Genomic DNA, 22,797 nt, shown 5'->3' with positions numbered 1-22,797 from the left:
AAACATATGGCCGGAAAAATAGCATTAGTGATCGAAGGCGGTGCCATGCGTGGCATATTTTCTGCGGGTATTATGGATCAATTTCTTGAAGAGGGTTTCAATCCCTTCGATATGGTTATTGGTGTTTCTGCGGGGTCGATAAATGCTGCAGCCTATCTTGCCGATCATATGGGACGAAATTTTGAGGTCTACACCAACTATTCTCTTCAACCTGGCTATATCAGCTTCACTAATTTTATAAAAGGCAATCACTTTATAGATCTGGACTGGCTTTGGAATGTGACAGAAAAGAACCTTCCCATAAATACGGATCTTCTTTTTGAGAAAAATATCGATTTTGAAATTGGCTTCACTCGTAATGACAATGGCGAAGCTTTCTTTCTTAATCCCAATGCCGAAAACCTAAGCCATTACCTAAAAGCCTCGTGCACCATTCCCCTTTTCTATCGTAATTTCCTTGAAATTGAAGGACAAGTTGTTTCTGATGGTGGTGTTGCCGCGCCCATTCCGGTTGAAAGAGCTTATGAAAAAGGAGCAACACGTATCATGGTTTTACGATCGCGCCCAGAATCATACAGAATGAACAATGGACTGGAGTTTAAAATTGCAAACTTTATTTTCTCAAAACATAAAGGTTTAGTGAAAGCAATTAGAAATCGATATCAGGTCTACAACCAATCTATCAATTTTATACACAATCCGCCTGAAGGTGTTGAGATAATCGAGATCTGCCCTCCAGAATATTTCAAGACCAGTCGGTTTACTCAAGATTATCAAACCCTACTTGATGACTATAAAACGGGAAAAGAAATGGGGAAAGTTGCCATTGAAAAATTTAAACAAAACAGCTTAATAAAATAAAAATATCATGCATAAAAAAAGCCTTCCAAATGGGAAGGCTTTTTTCAATATTCTTAAAAGCTGATTAGAATCTTCTTTCTTTGATTCTAGCTTTCTTACCAGTAAGAGCACGTAAGTAGTAAATTCTAGCTCTACGTACACGACCTCTTTTGTTCACTTCAATCTTGTCGATAAATGGAGAAAACATTGGGATAATTCTTTCTACACCAACATTACCAGACATTTTACGAATAGTAAAAGTTTTGGTTGTACCAGTACCTTTGATTTGAATAACAACTCCTCTAAAAAGCTGAATTCTTTCTTTAGCACCCTCTTTAATCTTGTAAGAAACACTAATTGTGTCACCAGCTCCGAAAGCTGGAAGCTCAACGCCAGTAGCAAATGCTTGCTCAGCAACTTTAATTAAATCCATCGTATTGATTTTTTTTTAGATTCACGAACGCAATGTAAACATATAACTGTCTTGATGCCAGAGATTACGCACGAATTCGCCGCAAATGTAAGGATTATTTTTCAATCAACAAGAAAATTATCAACACAAACTTAACAACCGGTAGCAAAAAAAAGTCCGAATATAAATTCGGACTAAAATATCATAGAATTGAAGGTTCTACTGCAGAACCTCTTTTTTATTATCCGAAAAATACTTCATAAACTGAGCTCTTTCATACATCGCTGAATCTTCAACTTGACCATAACTTAATTTGCCTCTAAATTCATTAACGGTTTTAAATTTCTTCTTCTCCATCCATTTCGTGATATCAGCTAAAATATCAGAAACTCTATCGAACCCATTTTCGTAGATTGTTGAACAAAGTTGAACTGTTTTTGCACCAGCCAACAACTGCTTAATTGCTGCCTCGCCATCATGAATACCTGTAGATGCAGAAATGTCGATACCTCTAATTTTATCGCTAATCATTCCAACAAATCGCAATGATTTACGGATATCAGCTGGAGAACTCAATACATCTGCTGAAGTCATTTCCATCCTATCGATATCGATATCTGGCTCATAAAAACGGTTAAACAAAACTAAAGCATCTGCTCCATCTGCATTTAAACGATTAGCAACTGCCATCATATTAGTAAAATAGCTTCCTAATTTCATTGCAATAGGAATATCCACTTGTTTTTTCACAGCCGCAAACACATCATAATAAAGTTTTTCGTATGCTTCTGAAGATTTGTTCTTATCATTAGGTACAATAAAAACATTCAACTCGATAGCATCAGCTCCAGCTTTCTCAATTTCTTTTGCAAAGGATGTCCAATCTTTAGATGAGACACAATTTATACTAGCAATTACAGGAATAGAAACAGCCTTTTTAGCCTCACGGATTAGCTCAAGATAGTTCGAAATCGAATTGCCTTTCACATAATTTACAATGTAATCCTCAGCTTCAGGATATGCCGAATTCTTAGGGTCAGACGAAATTAAATGAGACGCTTCATTGGTAATTTGTTCCTCGAATAGAGACTTCAAAACAACAGCGCCAGCACCTTTTTCTTCTAATATTTTAATTTTACGAACAGAGTTGGTTAAACCAGAACTGCTAACTACAATGGGATTTTTTAATATCAATCCCATATAGGTGGTTTCAAGATTTATCATGCTAGTATTCTTTGATTTTATTTTGATTCAAACAAATATAATTAATTAGAGGAATCAATTAACATTTAAAGTAACTTATTAATAATTCAATCGGCTTATTTGCTTTAACTATTAATCGCCAGTTACTTTATAAAAAACTATCGGGAACCAAAAATAGAACTACCTACTCGAACCATGGTACTACCCTCTTCAATTGCCAATTGATAATCGCCTGACATGCCCATCGAAATCTCAGAGAAGTCATCTTTATCATTAAAAAATTCTGACTTTAAAGCTTCGTAGCTTGTTTTAAGCTGCTTAAACTCAGCTCGCACCTGATCCTGATCATCCGTGAAGGTTGCCATCCCCATAACACCAATAATATTGATTCCTTCCAAATTCTCAAACTCTTCAGAATTCAACATGCCCTTCGCTTCAGCTAAATCATAACCAAATTTACTTTCTTCCTGTGCGATATGAAATTGCAATAAACAATTGATAACACGATTGTGTTTTAATGCCTGTTTGTTTATTTCTTGCAAAAGCTTCATACTGTCCACTGCGTGAATAAGCTGAACAAATCCCGCAATATATTTGACTTTATTCGTCTGAAGGTGACCAATAAAATGCCATTCAATATCCTTTGGAAGAGCTTCGTACTTCTGTTTTAATTCCTGAGGTTTATTCTCCCCAAAGATCTTATACCCACCCTCGTATGCCTCAATAATATCTTCTTGAGGTTTGGTTTTAGAAACAGCAATTAGCTTTACGTTTTCGGGTATGCTTTTTAATATCTTATCTATATTTTGTGAAATACTCATCAGTTATATTTTAAAAATCCTTCCCAAAATTACAATTTTAGAAAGGATATCGAAACTTAGTTAAGAATTATTAGAATTTCATTTATCCATGGCTGGATAGAATTTATTTATAAGAATAGAATCAATGTCTAGATGATGGAAGGATTTATGCCCCCCTACTTCTTTCCGTCAGTCAGAATAAAACCAACACCATGTACATTCTCAATTTTAATTGCTGGATCTGGCTTTAAATGCTTTCTTAATTTGGTAATAAACACATCCAAACTGCGTCCCATAAAGTAATCATTTTCACCCCAGACTTTTACAAGAATATCTTCTCTTTTAACCAGCGAATTCCGGCTATTACACAGTAATATTAACACGTCGGCCTCTTTTTTCGTAATACGAGTAAGCTCTCCATTCAATAACAGTTCAAGATTTGAATGATCAAAATCAAACATCCCGATCTTACATTTACAATCGGTTTCATCTATAAGTTTAAAGGAGCGTTTTAGAATGGCATTAATTCGTCTGACTAACTCATCCTCATCGAAGGGTTTAGTAATATAATCATCACCTCCTAAATCAAACCCGTTCAATTTATCTTCTTTGAGAGATTTAGCTGTCAAAAAAATAATCGGTATCTCTTCGTTTTTCTTTCTGATCTTTTTAGCCAAAGTAAAACCATCCATCAATGGCATCATGACATCCAAAATACAGAGATCAAAATGCCCAGATGTATAAGAAGAAAGTCCTTCAACACCATCTTTTGCAAGCGTTACATCGAAACCTTCCATTCCAAGGAAGTCTTTCATTAACATACCCAAACTTGGGTCATCTTCCACAAGAAGAATTTTTGGGGGTTTTCCAGTACTCATAGTTTTAGCTTAAAGGTAATACTACTGTAAATGTACTACCAATATTCTTTTTACTCCAAACTTTAATGCTGCCTTTGTGGGCATCTATAATCATCTTACAATAAGATAAACCAATACCAAAGCCTTTTACGTTGTGAATATCACCCGTATGAGCCCTATAATAACGATCGAAAACAAGTTTTTGCTCTTCTCTTGTCATTCCAATACCTTGATCACTAATTGAAATGCAGAGTTCATTATTCTTCGTTTCGGTGCTTATTTTAATTTTAGGACTTTCTGGAGAATATTTAAGCGCATTATCAATCAAATTTTTGAAAACATTCTGTAAAAGATCTTGATCAACTTTCACATAATCACGAGTAGCCTTAAGATCAAACTCAATAGTTCCATTTCTCTCTTTAAGATGAATATCTAGACAAGAGGCACATTCAGACAGTAATGAATGTATAGAAAGCTCATCAACATTTAATTTCAATTCACCTCGTTCAATACAGGCCAATTTTAATAACTGCTCAACTTGTTGACGTAATCTGTTATTCTCAGTATGAATAATATCAGAATAGTGTATAACATTATCAGGACTTGAAAGAACTCTATCTCTTTTAAGCATACCACAGGCCAGACCTATGCTTGCCATGGGTGTTTTAAATTCATGTGCAATATTATTGATCAAATCAGTCGTTCTGCCCAATATCTTTTTATCTCTAAGCAGAGATAAAACAGTAATTCCGAAAAGGGAAAACAAAATAATAATAGCCACCAAGGATGCAATAAACATGGTGCCCATACTATCTAGTATATTTTTTTCACGCTTATCGAAATAAACGTTCAACATGGCCTTATCATCGCTTAAGGCTTTCTGCATACTATAATAAAAACATCTGCTACGGGGTTGCTTATCTGCTTTTGAGAGAACTTCAATGGTATAATTTGAGTTAATCTGATGCTGTTTAAATTTATTCTCAATAATTAAATTCAAACGCTTAATCTCAGATTTCAACCTAGCACTATCCGTTTTAGATTTGAGTTTTTTCATACATTCACTCATCTCATAACAAGACTGCTGATCTTCCATAAATTCACTTACAGATTCATGCAAAGCCAGACCGACCAAATGTCTGAATTGTTCTTCGTTTAGTTTACGGGCTTGATTAATCCACTGAACTTGAATCATTAAAAGAATGATTAAAACCAGAATAGATACACCAATAAATATTTGAGATTTATATTGTGTCATATATTATAATGAAGGTATAATTTAAAGAAGTTTGGAAGTTGATAAAGAAAAAAATAACAAAACGCTGATTTAACAAGTCGTATAAAGCACTTCTAGTCAACTTAATTACTGTTCAAAAATAAGCTTTATTTATGGAAAATTTCAGCCATTAACAATTCATTAACAGAAGACACGATCATCTTTTTATTACCTTTAGCATACAATTTTTGATTAGAAACATATTTTTTAAACGTTTAATTTAATAGTTATGAAAAGATTAGTATTCGGACTTCTGTTTGTTTTCTCAATGAGTTTAGTAAGTGTAGCAGCTAACAATATTATTACTACTGACAATGGTATTACTTTAACTCAGGAGCAAGATCAGAAAAAAGACACCAAGAAAACCGAAAAGAAAGCTTGTTGTAAAAAAGCTGAAAAGAAAGCTTGTACAAAAGCTGACAAAAAAGCTTGTTGTTCAAAGGCCGATAAAGCAGCTTGTACAAAAGCTGACAAAAAAGCTTGTTGTTCAAAAACTGCAAAAAAAGAATGTAAAGCTGATTGCACAAAAGATTGTTGCAAGAAAGAAGCAAAAGCTTGTCCTGCAGACTGTGCAAAGCCTTGTAAAAAAGAGACTAAAAAATAAGTCACAACTGACTTAAACAAAAAAGTGCTTATCGAATGATAAGCACTTTTTTTTATCTAAAAAAAAACTTAAAAGGAATTAACATCCTCCTGCAGCTCGTTTCTTTTTCTTCTTCTTTTTAATTTCTGGCTTAGGTGAACTATCACTATTCGATTTAGTCGTACTTACTGCGCCACCACCAAGAGCCATACTCGCGCCCTTACGAAAATCGTATTTAGCAATTTCATCGTCAGGGCTTGTTGAAGCTGGAGACTTAGGATCCATAATCGTTTCTGCCCAATGATTCAACCCACCTTGCATGACGTAATTATTTGCGAATCCCAACTGACGGGTAATCATCCAAGCCTCGTTAGCTTTTAGATTCCCATTAGAATAGAAAACATTCATCTTTACATCCTGATCTAAAACATCAGCCCAATCTTCCGCTAAAATATCAGTTAAAGGAATATTAATGGCATTGGGTAAATGGAATTTTTCGAATTCATCCTGTGCTCTCACATCAATCAGTTGAAATGATGGATCTTTTTGAACCACCATATCAGCTATTTCATCAGTACTCATAAACTGAGCACCTTCTTGAACTTCTACAAGTAACTGCGCTGCGGTTAACTTATAAACCTTTGTTGTATTTTCGGGAACAGCTGCAATAATCAATCCCAGAGGAAGAAAAATAGCTGCTAATTTTAATCTTATATTCATGATTGTAGAATTACAAATTTTAAATTACGAATTATGATTTTAGCATCAATTCGTAATTCCTAATTGATTTTAATACTCTTCTCTAGGGAATTTCTTTTCAGCCCAATCGCCTACCCAAAACATACCAAAAGCAGCAGCAATTAAACCAAAAGAAAATAAGCCACGAGATAAACCTAAGAATTCATTAATTGTAGGCGTTCCCATAAATTCAGCTTTATAAAGCTCTTCGAACAATGGATAGCCTTCGGTAAAAGCAACGATTCCTAAGAATAAACCACCGATAAAGGCCAAAGCATCAAGCTTACCTATTGAGATGGCACAGAATGCTGTACCTGGGCAAAAACCACCCATAATAAAACCAGCACCCATGATAACACCACCTACAATTGCAGAATGAAGGAAAGTTGGATTAATATAAATAAGGCTTAAATCTACCCACCCAAATAGGCTAAAGAATAACATACCTAATAATGCGGTGATTGCAGCCGTAAAAAAGACTTTCAATACTGTTGTGTCGTAGCCATAAAACATACCAGCCAATTTTCTGCTAGACGAAAAGCCACTTGATTCTAATACAAATCCGAAACCAATACCTATTAAGAAGGCTAAGAACAAATTGGTATCCGGAGAAATTATTTCATTTACTACTAATGGTCCCATAGTATACTATTTATGAGTTGTGAATATTGTTTAATTATTGGATTGTTAGATTGTATAATTGCTAGAGTATATCAGCTATTCCAAATATGATTTTCACTATATCCATTTAGCCCTATAACAATATAACCATAAAACTAGATCCAGTTTTTACGGAAGAAATAGGCCAAGCCGAATGCCGTTCCGAAAATACATGCCATTGTTATAAATCCGCCGAGAGATAAAACGGCCATTCCACTCAAAGCAGAGCCAGAGGTACAACCTCGTCCTAACTGGGAACCAAACCCAAAAAAAGCACCACCTATCAGAGCAAAAACCAATCTTCGCTTAGACGAAATTTTAGGCGAATGCTCAACCTTAAATTTTAATCTTTTAGCAAATGTTCCTGATAAGAATCCACCAACTAAAACACCAAAGACCTGAAAAACCAACCATGATTTCATTGGATTTTCGTGAGTTTCGTTATAATTCTTATAAAATGCGGCATTCTCAGCATGATCTGGAGCAACTGTATTCACAGTACTTACGATAACAGATTTTAAAGCGCCACTAGCTCCTAATCCTCTACCAGAAATAAAATTGGCAGATAATAGTACCAAACCCAACATGACACCTCCGATGTATGGATTCCAATATTTAGTTTTCTTTACTTCGTTCATATGATTTATATTTTACCATCTCAACCTACGCTGAGAAACGATTATAAATTCTTGATTTGTTATTTTTAATAAAGCCAGCGACTAGCTTGACCTGCATAAGCAATAATGAAACGTAACATTAAACTACCAAATAGAACCAGGACTACAGGAATAACTACAGGTATTTTAAATTTTCTCAATTCAAGGATTTCCAATATCGCGGGAACAATCATCCCCATGATAACAACGAAGATCCAGAAAGGAGCCGTATAAGCACCCCCTAAAAATAAGTTAGCTGCTTCGATCTGAACTTGCGTGCTAGCCAAAAATCCCATGAACATGTGAATAATTAAAAATAATTCAACGCCAATGATCATTAAATCAAGTTGTGCAAATCGCTTTTTCTCAGCATGATCTTTCGACAACCAAATAGTAATTGCTGAACCAGCAGATAAACCAGATGCCAGAAACAAAGGTCCTAAAATCGATGTATTCCAAAGCGGACGAGCATTAAATGCCGAGAATAAAATCCCTGTATAGATACCCAAGACTGCAGATGAAACCAGCATGATCCAGGCCAATACTTTTTTATTCTTTTCGAAAAAAGCCAGAACATCTTTAATGATATCAAATTTCCAATCCCATTTAGGAAATAGTTCTTTGATATGCAGGGCACACCACAACATAGATAGTGGCGTAACCAACATTAAGGTCCAAGCACCCCACGACATGGGTGAATCCAATCTAATAGTCGTATAAAGTCTCCAAAAATAGAGCTTGTGATGCAAATCTAAAAACAAAGCAATTAAACCAATAACCAATGCAATAGGAGCCACAAAAGGAGCAATTTTCACAGCAGTACGGTAATCATTCTCTCTATTTCTGATGGTATATAAAGCAGCAAAAAACAAAACACCAGCTGCCAATCCTCCTAAAAATAGGTACAGGGGAATTTCCCAGTGCCAAATATGAAGCTGAGGATCGATAAGCGGATTGTTTCTTCCACTAACAATTATTTCTTCACGCATAACTTAAAATTAGATTTAAGATTTGAGTTTCTAGATTTGAAAAAAATATAAGATTAAAATTCACTCATATCTCAAGTCTATTATCTCATTATCTATAATTAGATTAAAAAATATAGGTGTGGTTTTGTTCCAGCTTCTGGAATTAAAGTCTTCCATTTCCTTTTCTTAAGAACCATTGAAACGTCAGATCTTGGATCATCCAAATCGCCAAAATACATACACTTAGTTGGACAAACCGCAACACAAGAAGGTTGCATGCCTTTCTTAACACGGTGTAAGCAAAACGTACACTTATCGACATAGCCTTCAGGATGAACAAAACGCGCATCGTAAGGACAAGATGTGATACAAGCACTACAACCTATACACTTATTTTTTTCAACCAAAACGATACCACCTTCATTATAATGACTGGCACCTGTAGGGCAACAACGTACACATGGAGAATTCTCACAGTGGTTGCATCGCTCTGAACGAATTTCCAGTTCAAGCTGTGGATAGGTTCCATCCATTACTTCTACGACCCAATCGCGGCAGTAACCAATAGGAACATCATTTTCTGTTTGACAAGCCACCACACAGTCGCTGCAGCCTACACACTTTTTGGTATCGATAGCCATTGCATATCTCATAGTTTAGGCCTCCTTTTTATTATCAAATCTAAATGTCACAAAATTTCCTCTCATTCCAGTACCACCCATAATTGGGTCGGTCATGACATTGGAGATAAGCTGAGTATCACTAACACCTTTTCCGAAACAACGCTTCATACGCTTATCTGTATGTCCAAAACCATGAACCATATAAACGGAATCGAATCGGATACGCTCGGTGACTCTTACCTTAATTGAGAAATCGGAAATAATGCCATCTTGATTTTCCAGATAAACATATTGATCATTCTTCAAGCCCCACTCCTTAGCAACTTTAGGATTAACCCATAGGGTATTCTCATCCATTAAATCAGTCAGGTTAGGATTATTAGCCGTACGACTAAAAGTATGCATAGGTGCACGACCGTAAATCAAACGATAGAAACCCTCCTGAGGTTCCGGGTGTTGTGTATATACAGGCATCGGTTCGAATCCCTCTTCGGCTAAGGCGGTTGAGTAAAGCTCGATTTTACCTGTATTGGTTCCGAATTCTACATTTTCACCTTCTGTGAAATACAAATCATCTTCTTCACGTGGCATGCGCTTCACACCAATTTTTTGCATCTCTTCCAATGAGCTGCCAATTTGTTGCAACTCCCAATCAATTTCCTCTTCAAGAGTCTCAAATGGGAAATAATCCAACAAGTCTAGTTTTTTTGCCAATTCTCTTGCCATCCAGTAAGCTGGCTTCGTGTTATATTGGGGCTCAACAGCAGGCATTCTTAAAGCAACACTAGGCTCACGTCCCTGCGATACTCTTAGAGAATCGTAACGCTCCAGATAAGTACACTCAGGCAGTACAACATCAGCATAACCCGTAATTTCCATTGGCATGGTATCAACCACAGCAATTAGATCGAGTGCCTGAATAGCCTCTATGGTTTTAGCCTGATTAGGAAGGGTATTAATCAAATTCGTTCCGTTAACAATCCAGGCTTTAATCTTATGCCCCAATTCATGACTTGGCATTGATGCATCGCAAAGACCTGAAGCCAAAGCAAGGTCAGCAAGATTATACTTACCTCCCAGAGCATCACGCCATGATTTATTAGGCTTTGGAAAATCTGGTAGCTTATAGTGAGGCACATGAGCTTTGTCAGGGTTGTAATAACCTCCGCGTCGTCCCCAACTGCCCAATAAAGCATTTAGAATCGCAACCGCTCTCAATCGCTGAGTGTCGTCACCATACCAAGTTACATGTCTTCCAGGGTGAACAATAACAGCAGGAGCTGCATTAGCCATAGCACGTGCCGTTTCTCTAATCTGTTGAGGCTTTAGAGTTGTAACACCATAAGCCCACTCTGGAGTATATTGTTGAACATGCTCTTTTAGTTGATCGAAACCATAGCAATGACGCTCAACGTATTCTTTATCGTAAAGCTTCTCGTTGATAATCACATTCATCCATGTAAGAAGCAAAGCCATATCAGTAGCTGGCTTAATAGGTAACCAGAATTTAGATTTACTTGCGGCTGTTGAAAAACGAGGATCAACCGTAATAATAGTAGCCCCTTTATCAATAGCATCGGACATTTCCTGAACCTGACCGTTGTGCATGTTCTCACCAATATGAGCTCCAATCAACACCAAGCATTTAGTATCACGAATATCAGTATTCTCAGGAGAGTTAATCCCTTGCCCGAAGGTAGAAATAAAAGCCACCTCACGAGGACCACGACATTGTGCATAGGAAGGCGCTGTAATATTATTAGAACCCATTGCTTTTAGCAAGTTCCCAAAATATTTACCACCCGAACCATGCGAAAACAAAGTGATCGCTTCAGCTCCATGTTCTGATTTAACCTTCTTAAGTTTCTGAGCAATATATTCGAAAGCCTCATCCCATGTTGCTTCACGAAAAGTTTGCTTACCTCTCTCTTCAGTTCTAATCAAGGGAGTCTTTAGTCTATCCTCATCATTATACATACCAACACCGCCGGTACCACGAGGACAAAAACGCCCATTACAGTTAGGGTCATCATTGTTACCAATGATTTTCTTTATGCGACCATTCTCATCTTTATAAACCCAACCAGCACACTTCCAAAAGCATACTTCACAGTAAGTAGGAGTGCGTGTAAAGTCAAAAGGTCCCTTAAAATGGGATGGATTGGTTTTAACCAGATTATTGGCGAAAGCATCCAAAAGGCCTCCTCCAAATATTAATCCGGCAGCGCTTAAAGAACTAATTTTTAAAAATTGTCTTCTGCTGTTCATATGATACTAGTTTTCATATTTAGGTCGTATGCTACTTTCAGTAAAAAAACAGTCATCTTCAGAATGAGTTAGAGCTATTTTTTTTTGTGAACGCTTCATAGAATTAGGTTTTATATTTTTGTGTTTTTCACTTCAAAAATCCTTTTTCAGATATAAAACAAGCTATAAACATTAAGATCTCTACACATCAATACATCTAGAAACTTACATTTATGCATGTAAACATATATAAAAACACCAATCCAAAAAATGTTTTAAAATAGCACGTTTCTTTTTAGATCAATTCTAAAGAATAAATCACACCAATCACCTCAAAATTAAGCACAAACGAGACTATTTAGATTTCAAATAAATAGAATGTATTCATACTTTTTAGTCTGATATATCACCCATACTGTTTAAGTTTGAAAATAGATTTTGCTTATAATAATCCAGATCGATTGAGGGCTCAATATAGAGGGGGTGAATTTTGGAAAGAAGGCTCATCATTTTCAAATGACCGGTCTCGAGAGCCTCATGAAAATAAGCTGAAGCTGATGAAGCGTAACAAGCAACCAGAGGTTGCTTACGTCCCGTTTCATCAATAGGTATGATTGCATTACCATTGAGTTCTGCTAATAAATCGACAAACAATTGGGTCGGTACATGTGGTACATCGCAAGAAATAACAAGATATATATCAGCCTCAATTGCTTTCATGCAGGTACTTATACCACCAATCGGACCACAATCAGGTATTTCATCTGCAATCATGGGTAAACCGAGGTAAGAATAGTCGTCATTAGCTGTACTAATCACCATTTCATGACAAAGTGGTTTTAGGGTTTCAATAGCATATTCGATTAGAGCTTTACCCTGATATTTAACCAAGCCTTTCTCCTGCCCCATTCGACTACTTTTTCCGCCAGACAATACGATTCCTACAATTTTAGTTTCCTTTTTTAGCATGCTTAAAACTAGATAAAATATCTATTCAAATTAATATGAACGAAACAATTTATTTAGAAAATTCAGATCTATTGCAATTCTTAAGCCCATCTTTTACAATCACAATTTAACCAGATATTAACATCTCTTTATTTTTATTTTCTTACTCAATCGCGTATCTTTAGAATGATTTCAAATAAGAACATGTCGTGATTAATCAAACACAACATGAACTTAAAAAACAGAAGTTATGAAACTAAAATTATTAATAATTGGACTACTCTTATTTAGTGTTGTTCAAGCAAAGCAAACAAAACAAATGGATAAAGAGAATAGAGAAATCGCGACACTAGGAACAGGCTGTTTTTGGTGTACAGAAGCTATATTCCAAGAATTAGAAGGTGTTGAAAAGGTTGAATCAGGCTATATGGGTGGACAGATGCTTAACCCTACTTACAAGGATATTTGCACAGGAGAAACGGGACATGCCGAAGTTTGCCAAATCACATTTAATCCTAAAGTCATCAGTTTTACCGATCTGCTTGAAGTTTTTTGGCAAGTTCACAATCCAACGACTTTGAACAGACAAGGAGCTGATGTGGGAACACAGTACCGTTCAGTGATTTTCTATCACAGCGAAAAGCAAAAACAAATTGCAGAAAATCTAATGACGGAGCTTGATAAATCCGGTGCCTGGGATGATCCTATCGTCACTGAAATATCTGCTGTGGAGAAATTCTATATTGCTGAAAATTATCACCAAAACTATTTCAATCAAAACAAAAGTCAGCCCTACTGTAGCTTCGTTATAAAACCAAAGCAAGAAAAATTCAGAAAAGCTTTTAAGAACAAACTGAAGAAGTGATGAGAGGATGTGTTAATGTGGAGATATGATGACGTGATGATTAATGAAATAAAGTGTATCTTATGAATAGACAATGGCACAATACTTGCTAAAATCTGTACGGACAAATTAATTAGCAAAACGATCTAAACAGAACATCATGAACAAACTTATCACCCTAATCATTCTCTTGACAATATCTCTTGCTTCTATAAAAGCACAAAATGTTGAGCGTTATAAAGATTATCACGACAAGGGCAGAATGCTGATTCTGGAAGGTAAATATCAGGAAGCCGTTGCGCAATTGGATACAGCTATTCAAATTATGCCTTATTACGCCCGAATCTTTCAAGACAGAGGTTATGCGTATATGCAGCTTAAAAAATACAAACTAGCACTACGTGATTTTGATCACGTCTTAAAAAAGCAACCCTACCTAGATGAAGTGAAATTACAAAGAGGTATGGCTCTATATCATTTAAACTATCTGGATGATGCTGAAAGAGATCTTCTAAGTATTAGGAAAGCAAGACCTGATAAAAATTTTGAAGCTGAATATTACCTGGAGAGTATTAATAAAGAAAAAGAGTTATTACGCTATAAAGAACAAGAGAGAATTAATATCTTGAGATATCAAGCTGAATCTCGCCGATTGGAAAGAGCCAGACACCGAGAAAATGTTATTTGGAACACAGTAGTTCCATTAGCTTTTTGGACTTCCGTCTTTTTAACTTGGTAAATCAATAATTCACTTATACTCTTTGGAAGATAAACAAAAAGCTCCAACCTATTTGGCTGGAGCTTTTATATTATTTTCAAATTAGGAGGCTTAGTCTCCTAATGTGCTTTTTGGTTTTTCACGATTAAGCATATCGATGGTTTTTTGGTCGAGTTTCGATACTTTCCATTCTGGTTGCTTAATTTCTGAGCTTTCTTGTGCAGATAACCACTCAAAGTTATACAAGGCTTTCAGAACCTTTTCTTCCTTTTGTTCAGCAGTCATACCATCGAAAGCGGCACGACGCTCAGCCGCTTCTCTCTGCTTCTGTTCTTCGATCTCAGCTTGCTCGTTATAATAAGCTTCAGCTCTTAAATTCTTAAGATAAGGAAGGGCTACCGTTGGGAATAATTCCAACAACAACATCTCTTTCTCATTCTGAGCCAGCTTAACGCCACCAAACTCTTCTAGTGTTAGATTTTCAGGAGCTTTATACTTGCTGACATCGTAAGCCGTTGCTTCACGCTGTCCACAAATCTTCTGACGATAATCAGGATCGATATCAATTGGTGTTTCACCATATTCCCCTTTTACAAGGTTGTAGAACTGATTGTTCACATTGGTATATGGTGCTTTTCCGCTATTCACATCTAAAACGTAATTCACAGCCTGAACACCAATAATTTGTGATGATGGTGTTACCAATGGAGGACAACCAGCAGCGACACGAACTTCAGGTACTTTCTTAAGTACAGTTGGCAATAAATCTTCAAGGCCTAAACCTTTCAACTGAGCCAACATATTGGTATACATACCACCTGGGATCTCAGCAGCTTTTACCTCCTCATTTGGAGCAGGGAAATTGAACCATACATCAATTGCATTACATACCTCTAACAACTCAGCTTCCTTATCAGCCTTAGCCAATACAATTGCTTTATCAAAAAGAGCATCAATATCAGCTGGTAAATAATCAGCTGTAATATCAAACTCACGAGGGAACATTTTGTATGAATCAAATTCTGCGATTCTCTCACGAATACCTTTCAATTCAGCATTGATTTTCACCACAGCATCTAAATCAACACCAGTATCCAAACCAAGCTTATCTGCAAAAATCTGAATAATTTCGAATGCTGGAGCAGCTGGTCCACCAGCAAAGTTTAGGATATTAGTATCTACAATATCAACGCCATTTATAATAGCCATCAAGACAGCACCTAAACCGTAACCTGGTGTACAATGTGTATGAAAATCGATAGGTACTTTAACCTCTTTCTTAAGACGCTTAATAATTTGTCCTGAAAGTGATGGAGGAATCAATCCTGCCATATCCTTTACAGAAATCATATCAGCACCCAAGGCTTCCATTTGCTTAGCTTTGTTTAGGAAATAATCGACATCGAATATTTTCTTAGGTAACTTCTTACCCGATAACACAGCCTGTATACGTTGCTTACGAGTGAACTTAGGATCCACAGTGTAACAAACGGCACAGTCAGCAATACCGCCTGCTTCCTTAATGTATTTAATGGTGGTTTCCATATTTTTCACGTCATTCAGACAGTCGAAAATACGCATGATACCCAAACCACTCTTCACAGCATTTTTATTGAAACCTTCAATCACTGACTCAGGATATGGACTGTATCCAAATAGGTTACGACCACGAGATAGAGCCGTTAAGTATGAAACGTCTCCAATAACTTCTTTAATTGATTCCAATCGGTACCAAGGATCTTCATTAAGGTAACGCATCACTGAATCTGGAATGGCACCACCCCAAACTTCCATGGCGTAAAACTTAGCATCCTTATAGAAAGGCAATACTTTCTCAATTTCGTGCTGAGGTACTCGAGTCGCAAATAAAGACTGCTGACCATCTCGTAAGGTTAAATCTCGAATCTTAAGCTGAGCTGTACGCTTGATTTTTGATCTATCAGCGGCAATGGCTTTTTTGTTTGCTTCGCGCTTAGCTTCGAATTCAACTTTACGCTTGCCTTCCAAATAACCTTTAGCTACCAGAGGAAATAATTCAAGCAACATGAATTCCTTATCGTCGATAGCCAATTTCACATCACCAAACTTAGACAATATTGGGTTTTCAGGAGCTTGATATTTATCCATATCATAAGCCGCTTCCTCAGCTTTTCCTGTAATTCTTTTGCGGAATTCTGGTGCAATTTCAATAGGCGTTGTCCCGTACTCTCCTTTTACAAGATTAAAAAACTGATTATTTACATTGGTGTAGAATGGGCGACCCGAATTCTCATCGATCACACAATTTACGGCCTGTACCCCAATAATTTGGGAAGAAGGAGTTACCAATGGCGGACAACCTGCATCCAGGCGCACCACTGGTACAACTTCCAACACTCTCTCGAGTAGGGTTTCCAAACCTAAAGACTTCAACTGGTTTAGCATGTTTGTGTACATACCGCCAGGTATCTCGGCTTTCTTAACCATTTCGTTAGGAGCCGGGAAATTAAAATATTTTTCGATAGCATGACAAGCTACTAAAAGCTCGTCTTCTTTATCAGCTTTAGCATACTCAATTGCATCAACAAATAACTTGTCAATTTCAGCTGGCAACTTATCTTTAGTTATATCGAATTCGATAGGGAATTGCTTGTAACTATCAACTTCAGCTAAAGCACCCAGCCGAATTTCTTTTAGAATTTTATTAATCTCAACTACAGTTTTAGCATCACCATCCAATTCAATGCCTAACTTCTGGCAGAATAGATAGATTAACTCGTAAGCTGGTGCTGCTGATCCACCTGCAAAATTCATGATGTTTGTATCAATAATATCAACACCATTTATAATAGCAGTTAAGGCTGAAGCTAAACCATAACCAGGAGTAGAATGAGAGTGAAAGTCAACTGGCACACTTAACTCCTCTTTGAAACGACGGATAATTTGTCCTGCACGCGAAGGTGAAGCTAAACCAGCCATATCTTTTAAAGAAATCATATCAGCACCCATTGCCTCTAACTTCTTTGCTAAGTCAACAAAGTATTCAAGGTCGAAAATCTGATTAGGAAGATTCTTAATCGTCATTCTATCACGATCTTCTTGTTTCTCAGGGAATTTTGAATCAACTGTATAACAAACAGCACAGTCGGCAATACCGCCAGCCGCTTTTACATACTTAATCGTTGATTTCATGTTCTCGATATCATTCAAGCAATCGAAAATACGCATGATACCAAGTCCCGATTTTACTGATTGAGTATTAAACTTCTCAATGACAGATTCGGGGTAAGGGCTATATCCGAAAAGATTACGACCACGTGATAATGCGGTTAGTTTAGAAACATCACCAATCTCTTTTTTGATTGATTCAAGACGATACCATGGATCCTCATTCAAATAACGCATCACCGAGTCAGGTACTGCACCACCCCATACTTCCAAAGCATAAAAACCCGCTTTTTTGTATAGAGGAAGAACCTTCTCAATTTCTGACTGAGGCATTCTAGTCGCAAAAAGCGATTGTTGTCCATCTCTTAAGGTAAGATCTCTAACTAATAATTTTCTATTCTTAATCATATCCCTAAACTTGATTATAAACGCAAAAAACACTGCGCTTAATTATATTATGTCCGTTCGTGATATCAAAACAGCATATCCTGTTTGAATTTCGAATTCAAATTTATAAACATTTTCGTATTGAAGAAATAATTCAGCATTAATCACTCTATGTTGTACAATACCTGCTAATAGGGATTTTCATGACTTTTATCATTAATGATTTTTTTCATTAATAAAGACTATTTATTGCAATCGATATCGACAAACATGTGGTTTTACAGTAATTCAACTCAAATGGTTCATAAACAGTTTAATATCATCTGTATTTAAGAACATAAATACATACTTAACCACTTCTACATATTGTTAATACAATCACTGGTCGCTTTAGTATTATATTCGTGAAGAGATTCTGAAGAATGTTCAAGAACATATTGAAAAAATATTCACAATTCTCTCTTTCTCAAAAATCCTAATAGTTGAAATGAAAATCATTCCCTATTTTGTACTCCATAAAGACAATTTGTATCCGATCCTCATGAATCCTCAAATAAAAGACAGTCAGTATAGAAAGTTTTGTGCCTATGGATTTCTTAAAAATCTAAGATTTTTCGATGCCTTTTTAATTCTGTTTCTAATAGATAAAGGGATGACCTATACTCAAATCGGAATACTATATGCCGCAAGAGAAATTCTCACTAATTTTTTCGAAATCCCATCTGGCTTAATTGCAGATATATATGGTAGGAAAAAATCACTTGCCGCTGCACTTTTCATCTTCATACTCTCTTTTCTTATCTTTTGGCTTTCTATCAATTTCTGGCTTTATCTATTCGCCTTTATCATATTCGGAATAGCTGATGCTTTCCGTTCTGGCTCTCATAAAGGCATGATGATGGATTATTTGAAGTTGAACAATTGGGCAAATTTTAAATCGGAATACTATGGACATACCCGCTCATGGTCACAACGAGGATCGGCTATATCTGCTCTTATAGCGGGTATGTTAATTTTTATTGATGGTAACTATCAGAATATATTCATCTATTCTGTTATTCCATACGCCATTAACTTCCTTCTTATTTTAAGTTATCCATCGGAGATTGATCGATCAGAGAAAAAGAAGAATAAGGACGAAAGATCATTCGTTAATAACTTTCAGGCTTTATATCGTGTATTGAAGCAGAAATCGGTTTTAAAACTAGTTAGTACCTCTGCTTTTCACACCGCCTATCTTAAAGCTCTAAAGGATTATATTCAAGCTATCATGCTGGGGATTGCATTACTTCTTCCTAATATTAAAGGTATTGGAATAGAAAACCAAAATGGAATTGTCATTGGAATGCTTTACTTCCTTATTTATTTGCTCACAGCGTATGCCTCGCAGTATTCATCTGTTATTCTAAAAAAAGCACCTACAAATCTTACCAGAAAGACACTCCTTTTAGGTTTATTCTTTGGTTTGGCTTGCGGTGTTTTCTTTATCTACGAAATATGGATTTGGGCTTTTGTCGCATTCACTTTTATATTTATCATCGAAAATATTAGAAAACCCATATTAACAGCATTTGTTGCTGATAATGTGCCAAATGAACTTCTCACCTCAGTATATTCATCACAGTCGCAACTACGAACGCTTTTTTCAGCTGCTATAGCCTTCGTATTTGGCATTTTTGCTGATATCTGGGGAATTGGTATTGCTCTGGTTATAGTCTCGTCTACTCTCCTGCTACTTGCAAGCTTTATTAGTTATCGAAAAAAGGAATAAAAGTCAAAAGGTTGAAAAGTAAGAAAGTCGAAGCAATATGCTACTTGCGAATTAAATCACCCCGTCATCACATTAACACACCACCAAATCCGCACATCATCATATCTACACATCCTCTCACCACCGCATCAACTAATTCATTACTTTTACCCTGTACATTATTCAATATAAAATGGATTTCAAAACAATTCTGCAAGAGGTTTACAATGACCTATCGCAAACAGAAGACAAAGGTCAGCTAGCCTCATATATACCTGAGTTAGCAAATATCAATCCTGATAAATTCGGCATTCACTTTTTCTCTATTGATGGTATTCATTACGGTATGGGCGATCATCAGGAGAAATTTTCCTGCCAAAGTATCATCAAAGTGCTGTCCTTATGTTTGGCCTTTAAAACCGTAGGGGTGAGAATATGGGAACGTGTTGGCGTCGAGCCTTCCGGCACACCATTCAATTCATTAGTTCAGCTTGAATACGAAAAGGGGATACCTCGTAATCCTTTTATAAATGCAGGTGCCATTGTTATCTGCGATATTCTAATAAGCCATCTTGATAAGCCAAAGGAAGAATTCCTAGACTTTATTAGACACATCGCTGATAATTCGGAAATAAATTGCGATTCCAAAATAGCGATATCAGAAAAGGCTCATGGCTATAGAAATGCTGCACTCATCAATATGATGAAGTCTTTTGATAATATAGAAAACCCTATTGAAGAGGTATTGGATTTTTATTACGATATCTGTTCCATTGAAATGTCTTGTGAGGAATTAGCTAAAACCTTCCTGCTTTTCGCTAATAACGGCTGTATTCCTTCATCGAATGAACGAATAATAACAACTAGTCAATCGAAACGTATCAATGCCATTATGCAATGCTGTGGTTTTTACGACGAAGCTGGTGAGTTTTCTTTCAAGGTAGGCTTACCAGGAAAATCAGGCGTTGGAGGCGGTATTGTAGCTATCCACCCGGGAAAATACTCGGTCGCTGTCTGGAGTCCTCGTTTAAATAAAAAAGGAAACTCCTATAAAGGTATATTAGCTTTGGAAATGCTAACAACCAAGTCAGAATTGTCAATATTCTAGAAATGCATTAAATCTAAATCATATGAAACAAAATAAGTTCTCAATTTTGAAAAGAATCAAAAGCTTTGGTTTCGCTTTCAATGGTTTAAAAATACTAATCAAAGAAGAACACAATGCCAGAGTTCATTTAATCGCAGCGATTTCTGTTATACTAGCTGGATTATACTTTGATATAACCATGATGGAATGGCTTGCCGTAAGCTTTGCTATTGGCTTCGTCATTACAATCGAAATCATAAATTCAGCCATAGAAAATATTTCAGACTTTATTTCTCCTGAGAAAAATGATTCAATCAAGAAAATAAAAGATTTAGCTGCTGCCGGCGTATTGATGAGCGCCTTAACGGCCTTAGTTATTGGACTAATTATCTTTATTCCGAAAATTTCAATATTAATTTAGCACAGATATCACCTTATAATAAAACCGCGAATCATATTTTTGATTCGCGGCTTTATTCCGCCTGAGGCGGACTTCGTTTCACTCAGCCTTAATAACTTTTTAAGACTAGAATAACTTTTCCAGCACCTCTTTTACAGTTTCCATATCTGCATCGATATCGAAAATATGTGAAGGCTTCAGATAGGTTACCTCTTTTTCTCTTTTAATACGCTCTTCACCACCACCAGTAATATTTAGCATGATGCAGGCATCTTTATCAAGCTTACCTTCTTTGGCTTGTTTAATCAAGGTAGCCACTGCCACTGCTGCTGCTGGATGAATATCGTTTCCTTCAGTTTCAAGGAAAAGTTTACCAGCTTCAATAGATTCCTCATTGCTTGCAACCAAAACGTCACCTCCAGCATCTTTCATCGCGTCGAACAAACCACCAGCAATTGGATATGGAGGTTTACGATTCGACAATACTTTGGCATCAATCTCCTCAACTTGTTTACGAGCTAATTCATCCTCTAAAGGCAACATGGCACGAGAATCAGCTTTCCAGGCATCATGAATGGGAAGGAATGGCGCATTTTGAGAAACCATCAATTTCATCTTATTCTGTCCGTAACGACCATCTTCTAAAAATCTTAGGTTAGCTTCCCAAGCTGCAATTGCCCCTGTTCCACTACCTACAGCTTGAAAGTAATAATCAGGAATCTGACCTATTTCACTTACCGCTGAAAGAACGGTTGTTCCCATACCATCGCGGCGAGCCACATTTTTTGCGCCACCTTCGGCCACAAAGCCTTCCAAAGCACAAGCTAAGTTTGATAAGTGAATCGCATCGAAGTAATCGCTACCCGATTTAGTGGCAATTAAACGAACATTCTCTTTGATAGGTTCATCGAACCAAAGTGCAGACAAATTATCCTCAGGCACAGATAATAGCAATGGAATATTATTATCGGAACAAACACGAGCAAAAGCTCTGGCCGTATTACCGGCTGAAGCAACAACCAAAACCTGATCAGTTGAATTCAAACGTCCACCAACAGCATATGCTTCGGTCTCCTTAAAAGAGCAAGTGCGGAAATTGGCCCCTTTCTCTGGCCAGTAGCCACTAAAAGTGATATACAGATTATTCAAACCTAAATACTTGGCTAATCCTTCGCTTTTATAGGTTGCTGGAGCTGAAGATCCTTCTAAAGTTTTATGAATAGGCAACCAGTCAGAAAACTTATAAATCCCCATTGAATTGTCTTTAACTTCCAATTGTTTCTTCTCATAGATTGCTCTAATCAATGAAGGATCACATTCACCTGGTGCATCCAAAGTCCAACCTTCGTCATCAAATCGTTTTCCTGATTTTACAGATTCCAGTTTATATTGGGTAGCTTGAAATTCTTTTGTCATGCTATAATATTGTTTTGTTTTTTTGAAAGCCTAAAAATAGCAATTGATTATTAGATATCAATAAGACTCAGCATAATCTATGAAATGAAAAAATAAAAGCAAGTAAATACCCGCCTAATTAGCACTTTCGAGACATCAAAGTAAGGCCAGACTCACAAATTTATGATTCAATTAACAATTATTGACGTTTCAATTCATTGGAATGGCTGTTTTAATTTCAATATTTTGTAATTTTCC

Annotated in this window: 21 protein-coding genes; 7 read left to right on the top strand and 14 right to left on the bottom strand. The window is 36.4% G+C overall.

The genetic code is table 11. From position 1 onward, the window contains the following. The first annotated feature begins 6 nt into the window (after positions 1 to 6). Positions 7 to 861: a patatin-like phospholipase family protein gene (locus tag DWB61_RS11150; protein ID WP_125030986.1), complete on the top strand. Its 855-nt coding sequence runs from the start codon at positions 7 to 9 to the stop codon at positions 859 to 861. 64 nt (positions 862 to 925) lie between these two features. Here the strand turns inward: DWB61_RS11150 and rplS are convergent, their stop codons facing one another. The 5 genes from rplS to DWB61_RS11125 form a co-directional block, all read right to left on the bottom strand. Continuing rightward, complete coding sequence (gene rplS, locus DWB61_RS11145; RefSeq protein ID WP_125030985.1) at positions 926 to 1,273, bottom strand: 50S ribosomal protein L19; 348 nt, start codon at positions 1,271 to 1,273, stop codon at positions 926 to 928. Positions 1,274 to 1,471: 198 nt separating this feature from the next. Then, a complete protein-coding gene (locus tag DWB61_RS11140; RefSeq protein ID WP_125030984.1) occupies positions 1,472 to 2,476 on the bottom strand; it encodes a dihydroorotate dehydrogenase-like protein in 1,005 nt (334 codons plus the stop codon). 137 nt (positions 2,477 to 2,613) lie between these two features. Then, on the bottom strand, positions 2,614 to 3,276 hold the full coding sequence (locus DWB61_RS11135) for a YggS family pyridoxal phosphate-dependent enzyme (protein WP_125030983.1): 663 nt from the start codon (positions 3,274 to 3,276) through the stop codon (positions 2,614 to 2,616). Positions 3,277 to 3,431: 155 nt separating this feature from the next. Next, positions 3,432 to 4,133: a response regulator transcription factor gene (locus tag DWB61_RS11130; protein WP_125030982.1), complete on the bottom strand. Its 702-nt coding sequence runs from the start codon at positions 4,131 to 4,133 to the stop codon at positions 3,432 to 3,434. 4 nt (positions 4,134 to 4,137) lie between these two features. Then, positions 4,138 to 5,370, bottom strand: coding sequence for a sensor histidine kinase (locus DWB61_RS11125; RefSeq protein WP_125030981.1), 1,233 nt, complete (start codon positions 5,368 to 5,370; stop codon positions 4,138 to 4,140). Positions 5,371 to 5,617: 247 nt separating this feature from the next. Here DWB61_RS11125 and DWB61_RS11120 point away from each other — a divergent pair, with 247 nt between their 5' ends. Beyond that, the gene (locus tag DWB61_RS11120; RefSeq protein ID WP_125030980.1) at positions 5,618 to 5,992 is read left to right on the top strand and encodes a hypothetical protein; all 375 of its coding nucleotides are present in this window, start codon (positions 5,618 to 5,620) and stop codon (positions 5,990 to 5,992) included. Positions 5,993 to 6,070: 78 nt separating this feature from the next. Here the strand turns inward: DWB61_RS11120 and DWB61_RS11115 are convergent, their stop codons facing one another. From DWB61_RS11115 to DWB61_RS11085, 7 genes are all read right to left on the bottom strand, one after another. Next, complete coding sequence (locus DWB61_RS11115; RefSeq protein WP_125030979.1) at positions 6,071 to 6,691, bottom strand: rhodanese-like domain-containing protein; 621 nt, start codon at positions 6,689 to 6,691, stop codon at positions 6,071 to 6,073. 69 nt (positions 6,692 to 6,760) lie between these two features. Next, entirely contained in the window at positions 6,761 to 7,351 is a 591-nt protein-coding gene (locus DWB61_RS11110) for a YeeE/YedE thiosulfate transporter family protein (protein WP_125030978.1), read from the bottom strand. 134 nt (positions 7,352 to 7,485) lie between these two features. Beyond that, positions 7,486 to 8,007: a YeeE/YedE thiosulfate transporter family protein gene (locus tag DWB61_RS11105; RefSeq protein ID WP_125030977.1), complete on the bottom strand. Its 522-nt coding sequence runs from the start codon at positions 8,005 to 8,007 to the stop codon at positions 7,486 to 7,488. A 65-nt stretch (positions 8,008 to 8,072) separates the two neighbouring features. Beyond that, positions 8,073 to 9,014, bottom strand: coding sequence for an NrfD/PsrC family molybdoenzyme membrane anchor subunit (nrfD, locus tag DWB61_RS11100; protein WP_125030976.1), 942 nt, complete (start codon positions 9,012 to 9,014; stop codon positions 8,073 to 8,075). Positions 9,015 to 9,112: 98 nt separating this feature from the next. Then, complete coding sequence (locus tag DWB61_RS11095; protein WP_125030975.1) at positions 9,113 to 9,646, bottom strand: 4Fe-4S dicluster domain-containing protein; 534 nt, start codon at positions 9,644 to 9,646, stop codon at positions 9,113 to 9,115. Between the two features lie 3 nt (positions 9,647 to 9,649). Continuing rightward, positions 9,650 to 11,884: a molybdopterin-containing oxidoreductase family protein gene (locus tag DWB61_RS11090; protein WP_125030974.1), complete on the bottom strand. Its 2,235-nt coding sequence runs from the start codon at positions 11,882 to 11,884 to the stop codon at positions 9,650 to 9,652. A 372-nt stretch (positions 11,885 to 12,256) separates the two neighbouring features. After that, positions 12,257 to 12,832, bottom strand: coding sequence for a molybdenum cofactor guanylyltransferase (locus DWB61_RS11085; protein ID WP_125030973.1), 576 nt, complete (start codon positions 12,830 to 12,832; stop codon positions 12,257 to 12,259). A gap of 229 nt (positions 12,833 to 13,061) precedes the next feature. Between DWB61_RS11085 and msrA the strand changes: the two genes are divergently transcribed. Together msrA and DWB61_RS11075 are read left to right on the top strand one after the other, a co-directional pair. Beyond that, on the top strand, positions 13,062 to 13,676 hold the full coding sequence (gene msrA, locus DWB61_RS11080; RefSeq protein ID WP_125030972.1) for a peptide-methionine (S)-S-oxide reductase MsrA: 615 nt from the start codon (positions 13,062 to 13,064) through the stop codon (positions 13,674 to 13,676). Between the two features lie 139 nt (positions 13,677 to 13,815). Further along, positions 13,816 to 14,394 carry a tetratricopeptide repeat protein gene (locus DWB61_RS11075; RefSeq protein WP_125030971.1) on the top strand — a complete coding sequence of 193 codons (579 nt, stop codon included), beginning with the start codon at positions 13,816 to 13,818 and terminating at the stop codon, positions 14,392 to 14,394. Positions 14,395 to 14,484: 90 nt separating this feature from the next. Here DWB61_RS11075 and DWB61_RS17795 read toward each other — a convergent pair whose 3' ends face one another. Next, positions 14,485 to 17,928 carry a hypothetical protein gene (locus tag DWB61_RS17795; protein ID WP_197091187.1) on the bottom strand — a complete coding sequence of 1,148 codons (3,444 nt, stop codon included), beginning with the start codon at positions 17,926 to 17,928 and terminating at the stop codon, positions 14,485 to 14,487. 520 nt (positions 17,929 to 18,448) lie between these two features. On the opposite strand from DWB61_RS17795, the gene DWB61_RS11065 reads away from it, so the two are divergent. From DWB61_RS11065 to DWB61_RS11055, 3 genes are all read left to right on the top strand, one after another. Beyond that, positions 18,449 to 19,678, top strand: a complete 1,230-nt coding sequence (locus DWB61_RS11065; RefSeq protein ID WP_158614396.1) for an MFS transporter — start codon at positions 18,449 to 18,451, stop codon at positions 19,676 to 19,678. A gap of 172 nt (positions 19,679 to 19,850) precedes the next feature. Then, the gene (locus tag DWB61_RS11060; RefSeq protein ID WP_125030969.1) at positions 19,851 to 20,765 is read left to right on the top strand and encodes a glutaminase; all 915 of its coding nucleotides are present in this window, start codon (positions 19,851 to 19,853) and stop codon (positions 20,763 to 20,765) included. Between the two features lie 22 nt (positions 20,766 to 20,787). Beyond that, complete coding sequence (locus DWB61_RS11055; RefSeq protein ID WP_125030968.1) at positions 20,788 to 21,165, top strand: diacylglycerol kinase family protein; 378 nt, start codon at positions 20,788 to 20,790, stop codon at positions 21,163 to 21,165. 105 nt (positions 21,166 to 21,270) lie between these two features. Here DWB61_RS11055 and DWB61_RS11050 read toward each other — a convergent pair whose 3' ends face one another. Further along, complete coding sequence (locus DWB61_RS11050; RefSeq protein WP_191984778.1) at positions 21,271 to 22,560, bottom strand: cysteate synthase; 1,290 nt, start codon at positions 22,558 to 22,560, stop codon at positions 21,271 to 21,273. Between the last annotated feature and the right edge of the window lie 237 nt (positions 22,561 to 22,797).

Source organism: Ancylomarina euxina, assembly GCF_003863355.1.
Lineage (GTDB): Bacteria > Bacteroidota > Bacteroidia > Bacteroidales > Marinifilaceae > Ancylomarina > Ancylomarina euxinus.
The sequence above is the reverse complement of the archived record's forward strand: the minus strand, read 5'-3'. Positions and strand labels throughout refer to the sequence as shown.

Excerpts from the sequence above, each read along its gene's own strand:
- DWB61_RS11105 (WP_125030977.1), bottom strand. The coding sequence starts at position 8,007 with ATGAACGAAGTAAAGAAAACTAAATATTGGAATCCATACATCGGAGGT.
- DWB61_RS11150 (WP_125030986.1), top strand. The coding sequence starts at position 7 with ATGGCCGGAAAAATAGCATTAGTGATCGAAGGCGGTGCCATGCGTGGC.
- DWB61_RS11065 (WP_158614396.1), top strand. The coding sequence starts at position 18,449 with ATGAATCCTCAAATAAAAGACAGTCAGTATAGAAAGTTTTGTGCCTAT.
- rplS (WP_125030985.1), bottom strand. The coding sequence starts at position 1,273 with ATGGATTTAATTAAAGTTGCTGAGCAAGCATTTGCTACTGGCGTTGAG.
- DWB61_RS11085 (WP_125030973.1), bottom strand. The coding sequence starts at position 12,832 with ATGCTAAAAAAGGAAACTAAAATTGTAGGAATCGTATTGTCTGGCGGA.
- DWB61_RS11060 (WP_125030969.1), top strand. The coding sequence starts at position 19,851 with ATGGATTTCAAAACAATTCTGCAAGAGGTTTACAATGACCTATCGCAA.
- DWB61_RS11140 (WP_125030984.1), bottom strand. The coding sequence starts at position 2,476 with ATGATAAATCTTGAAACCACCTATATGGGATTGATATTAAAAAATCCC.
- DWB61_RS11075 (WP_125030971.1), top strand. The coding sequence starts at position 13,816 with ATGAACAAACTTATCACCCTAATCATTCTCTTGACAATATCTCTTGCT.
- msrA (WP_125030972.1), top strand. The coding sequence starts at position 13,062 with ATGAAACTAAAATTATTAATAATTGGACTACTCTTATTTAGTGTTGTT.
- DWB61_RS11135 (WP_125030983.1), bottom strand. The coding sequence starts at position 3,276 with ATGAGTATTTCACAAAATATAGATAAGATATTAAAAAGCATACCCGAA.
- nrfD (WP_125030976.1), bottom strand. The coding sequence starts at position 9,014 with ATGCGTGAAGAAATAATTGTTAGTGGAAGAAACAATCCGCTTATCGAT.
- DWB61_RS17795 (WP_197091187.1), bottom strand. The coding sequence starts at position 17,928 with ATGATTAAGAATAGAAAATTATTAGTTAGAGATCTTACCTTAAGAGAT.
- DWB61_RS11050 (WP_191984778.1), bottom strand. The coding sequence starts at position 22,560 with ATGACAAAAGAATTTCAAGCTACCCAATATAAACTGGAATCTGTAAAA.
- DWB61_RS11115 (WP_125030979.1), bottom strand. The coding sequence starts at position 6,691 with ATGAATATAAGATTAAAATTAGCAGCTATTTTTCTTCCTCTGGGATTG.
- DWB61_RS11055 (WP_125030968.1), top strand. The coding sequence starts at position 20,788 with ATGAAACAAAATAAGTTCTCAATTTTGAAAAGAATCAAAAGCTTTGGT.
- DWB61_RS11130 (WP_125030982.1), bottom strand. The coding sequence starts at position 4,133 with ATGAGTACTGGAAAACCCCCAAAAATTCTTCTTGTGGAAGATGACCCA.
- DWB61_RS11110 (WP_125030978.1), bottom strand. The coding sequence starts at position 7,351 with ATGGGACCATTAGTAGTAAATGAAATAATTTCTCCGGATACCAATTTG.
- DWB61_RS11120 (WP_125030980.1), top strand. The coding sequence starts at position 5,618 with ATGAAAAGATTAGTATTCGGACTTCTGTTTGTTTTCTCAATGAGTTTA.
- DWB61_RS11090 (WP_125030974.1), bottom strand. The coding sequence starts at position 11,884 with ATGAACAGCAGAAGACAATTTTTAAAAATTAGTTCTTTAAGCGCTGCC.
- DWB61_RS11095 (WP_125030975.1), bottom strand. The coding sequence starts at position 9,646 with ATGAGATATGCAATGGCTATCGATACCAAAAAGTGTGTAGGCTGCAGC.
- DWB61_RS11125 (WP_125030981.1), bottom strand. The coding sequence starts at position 5,370 with ATGACACAATATAAATCTCAAATATTTATTGGTGTATCTATTCTGGTT.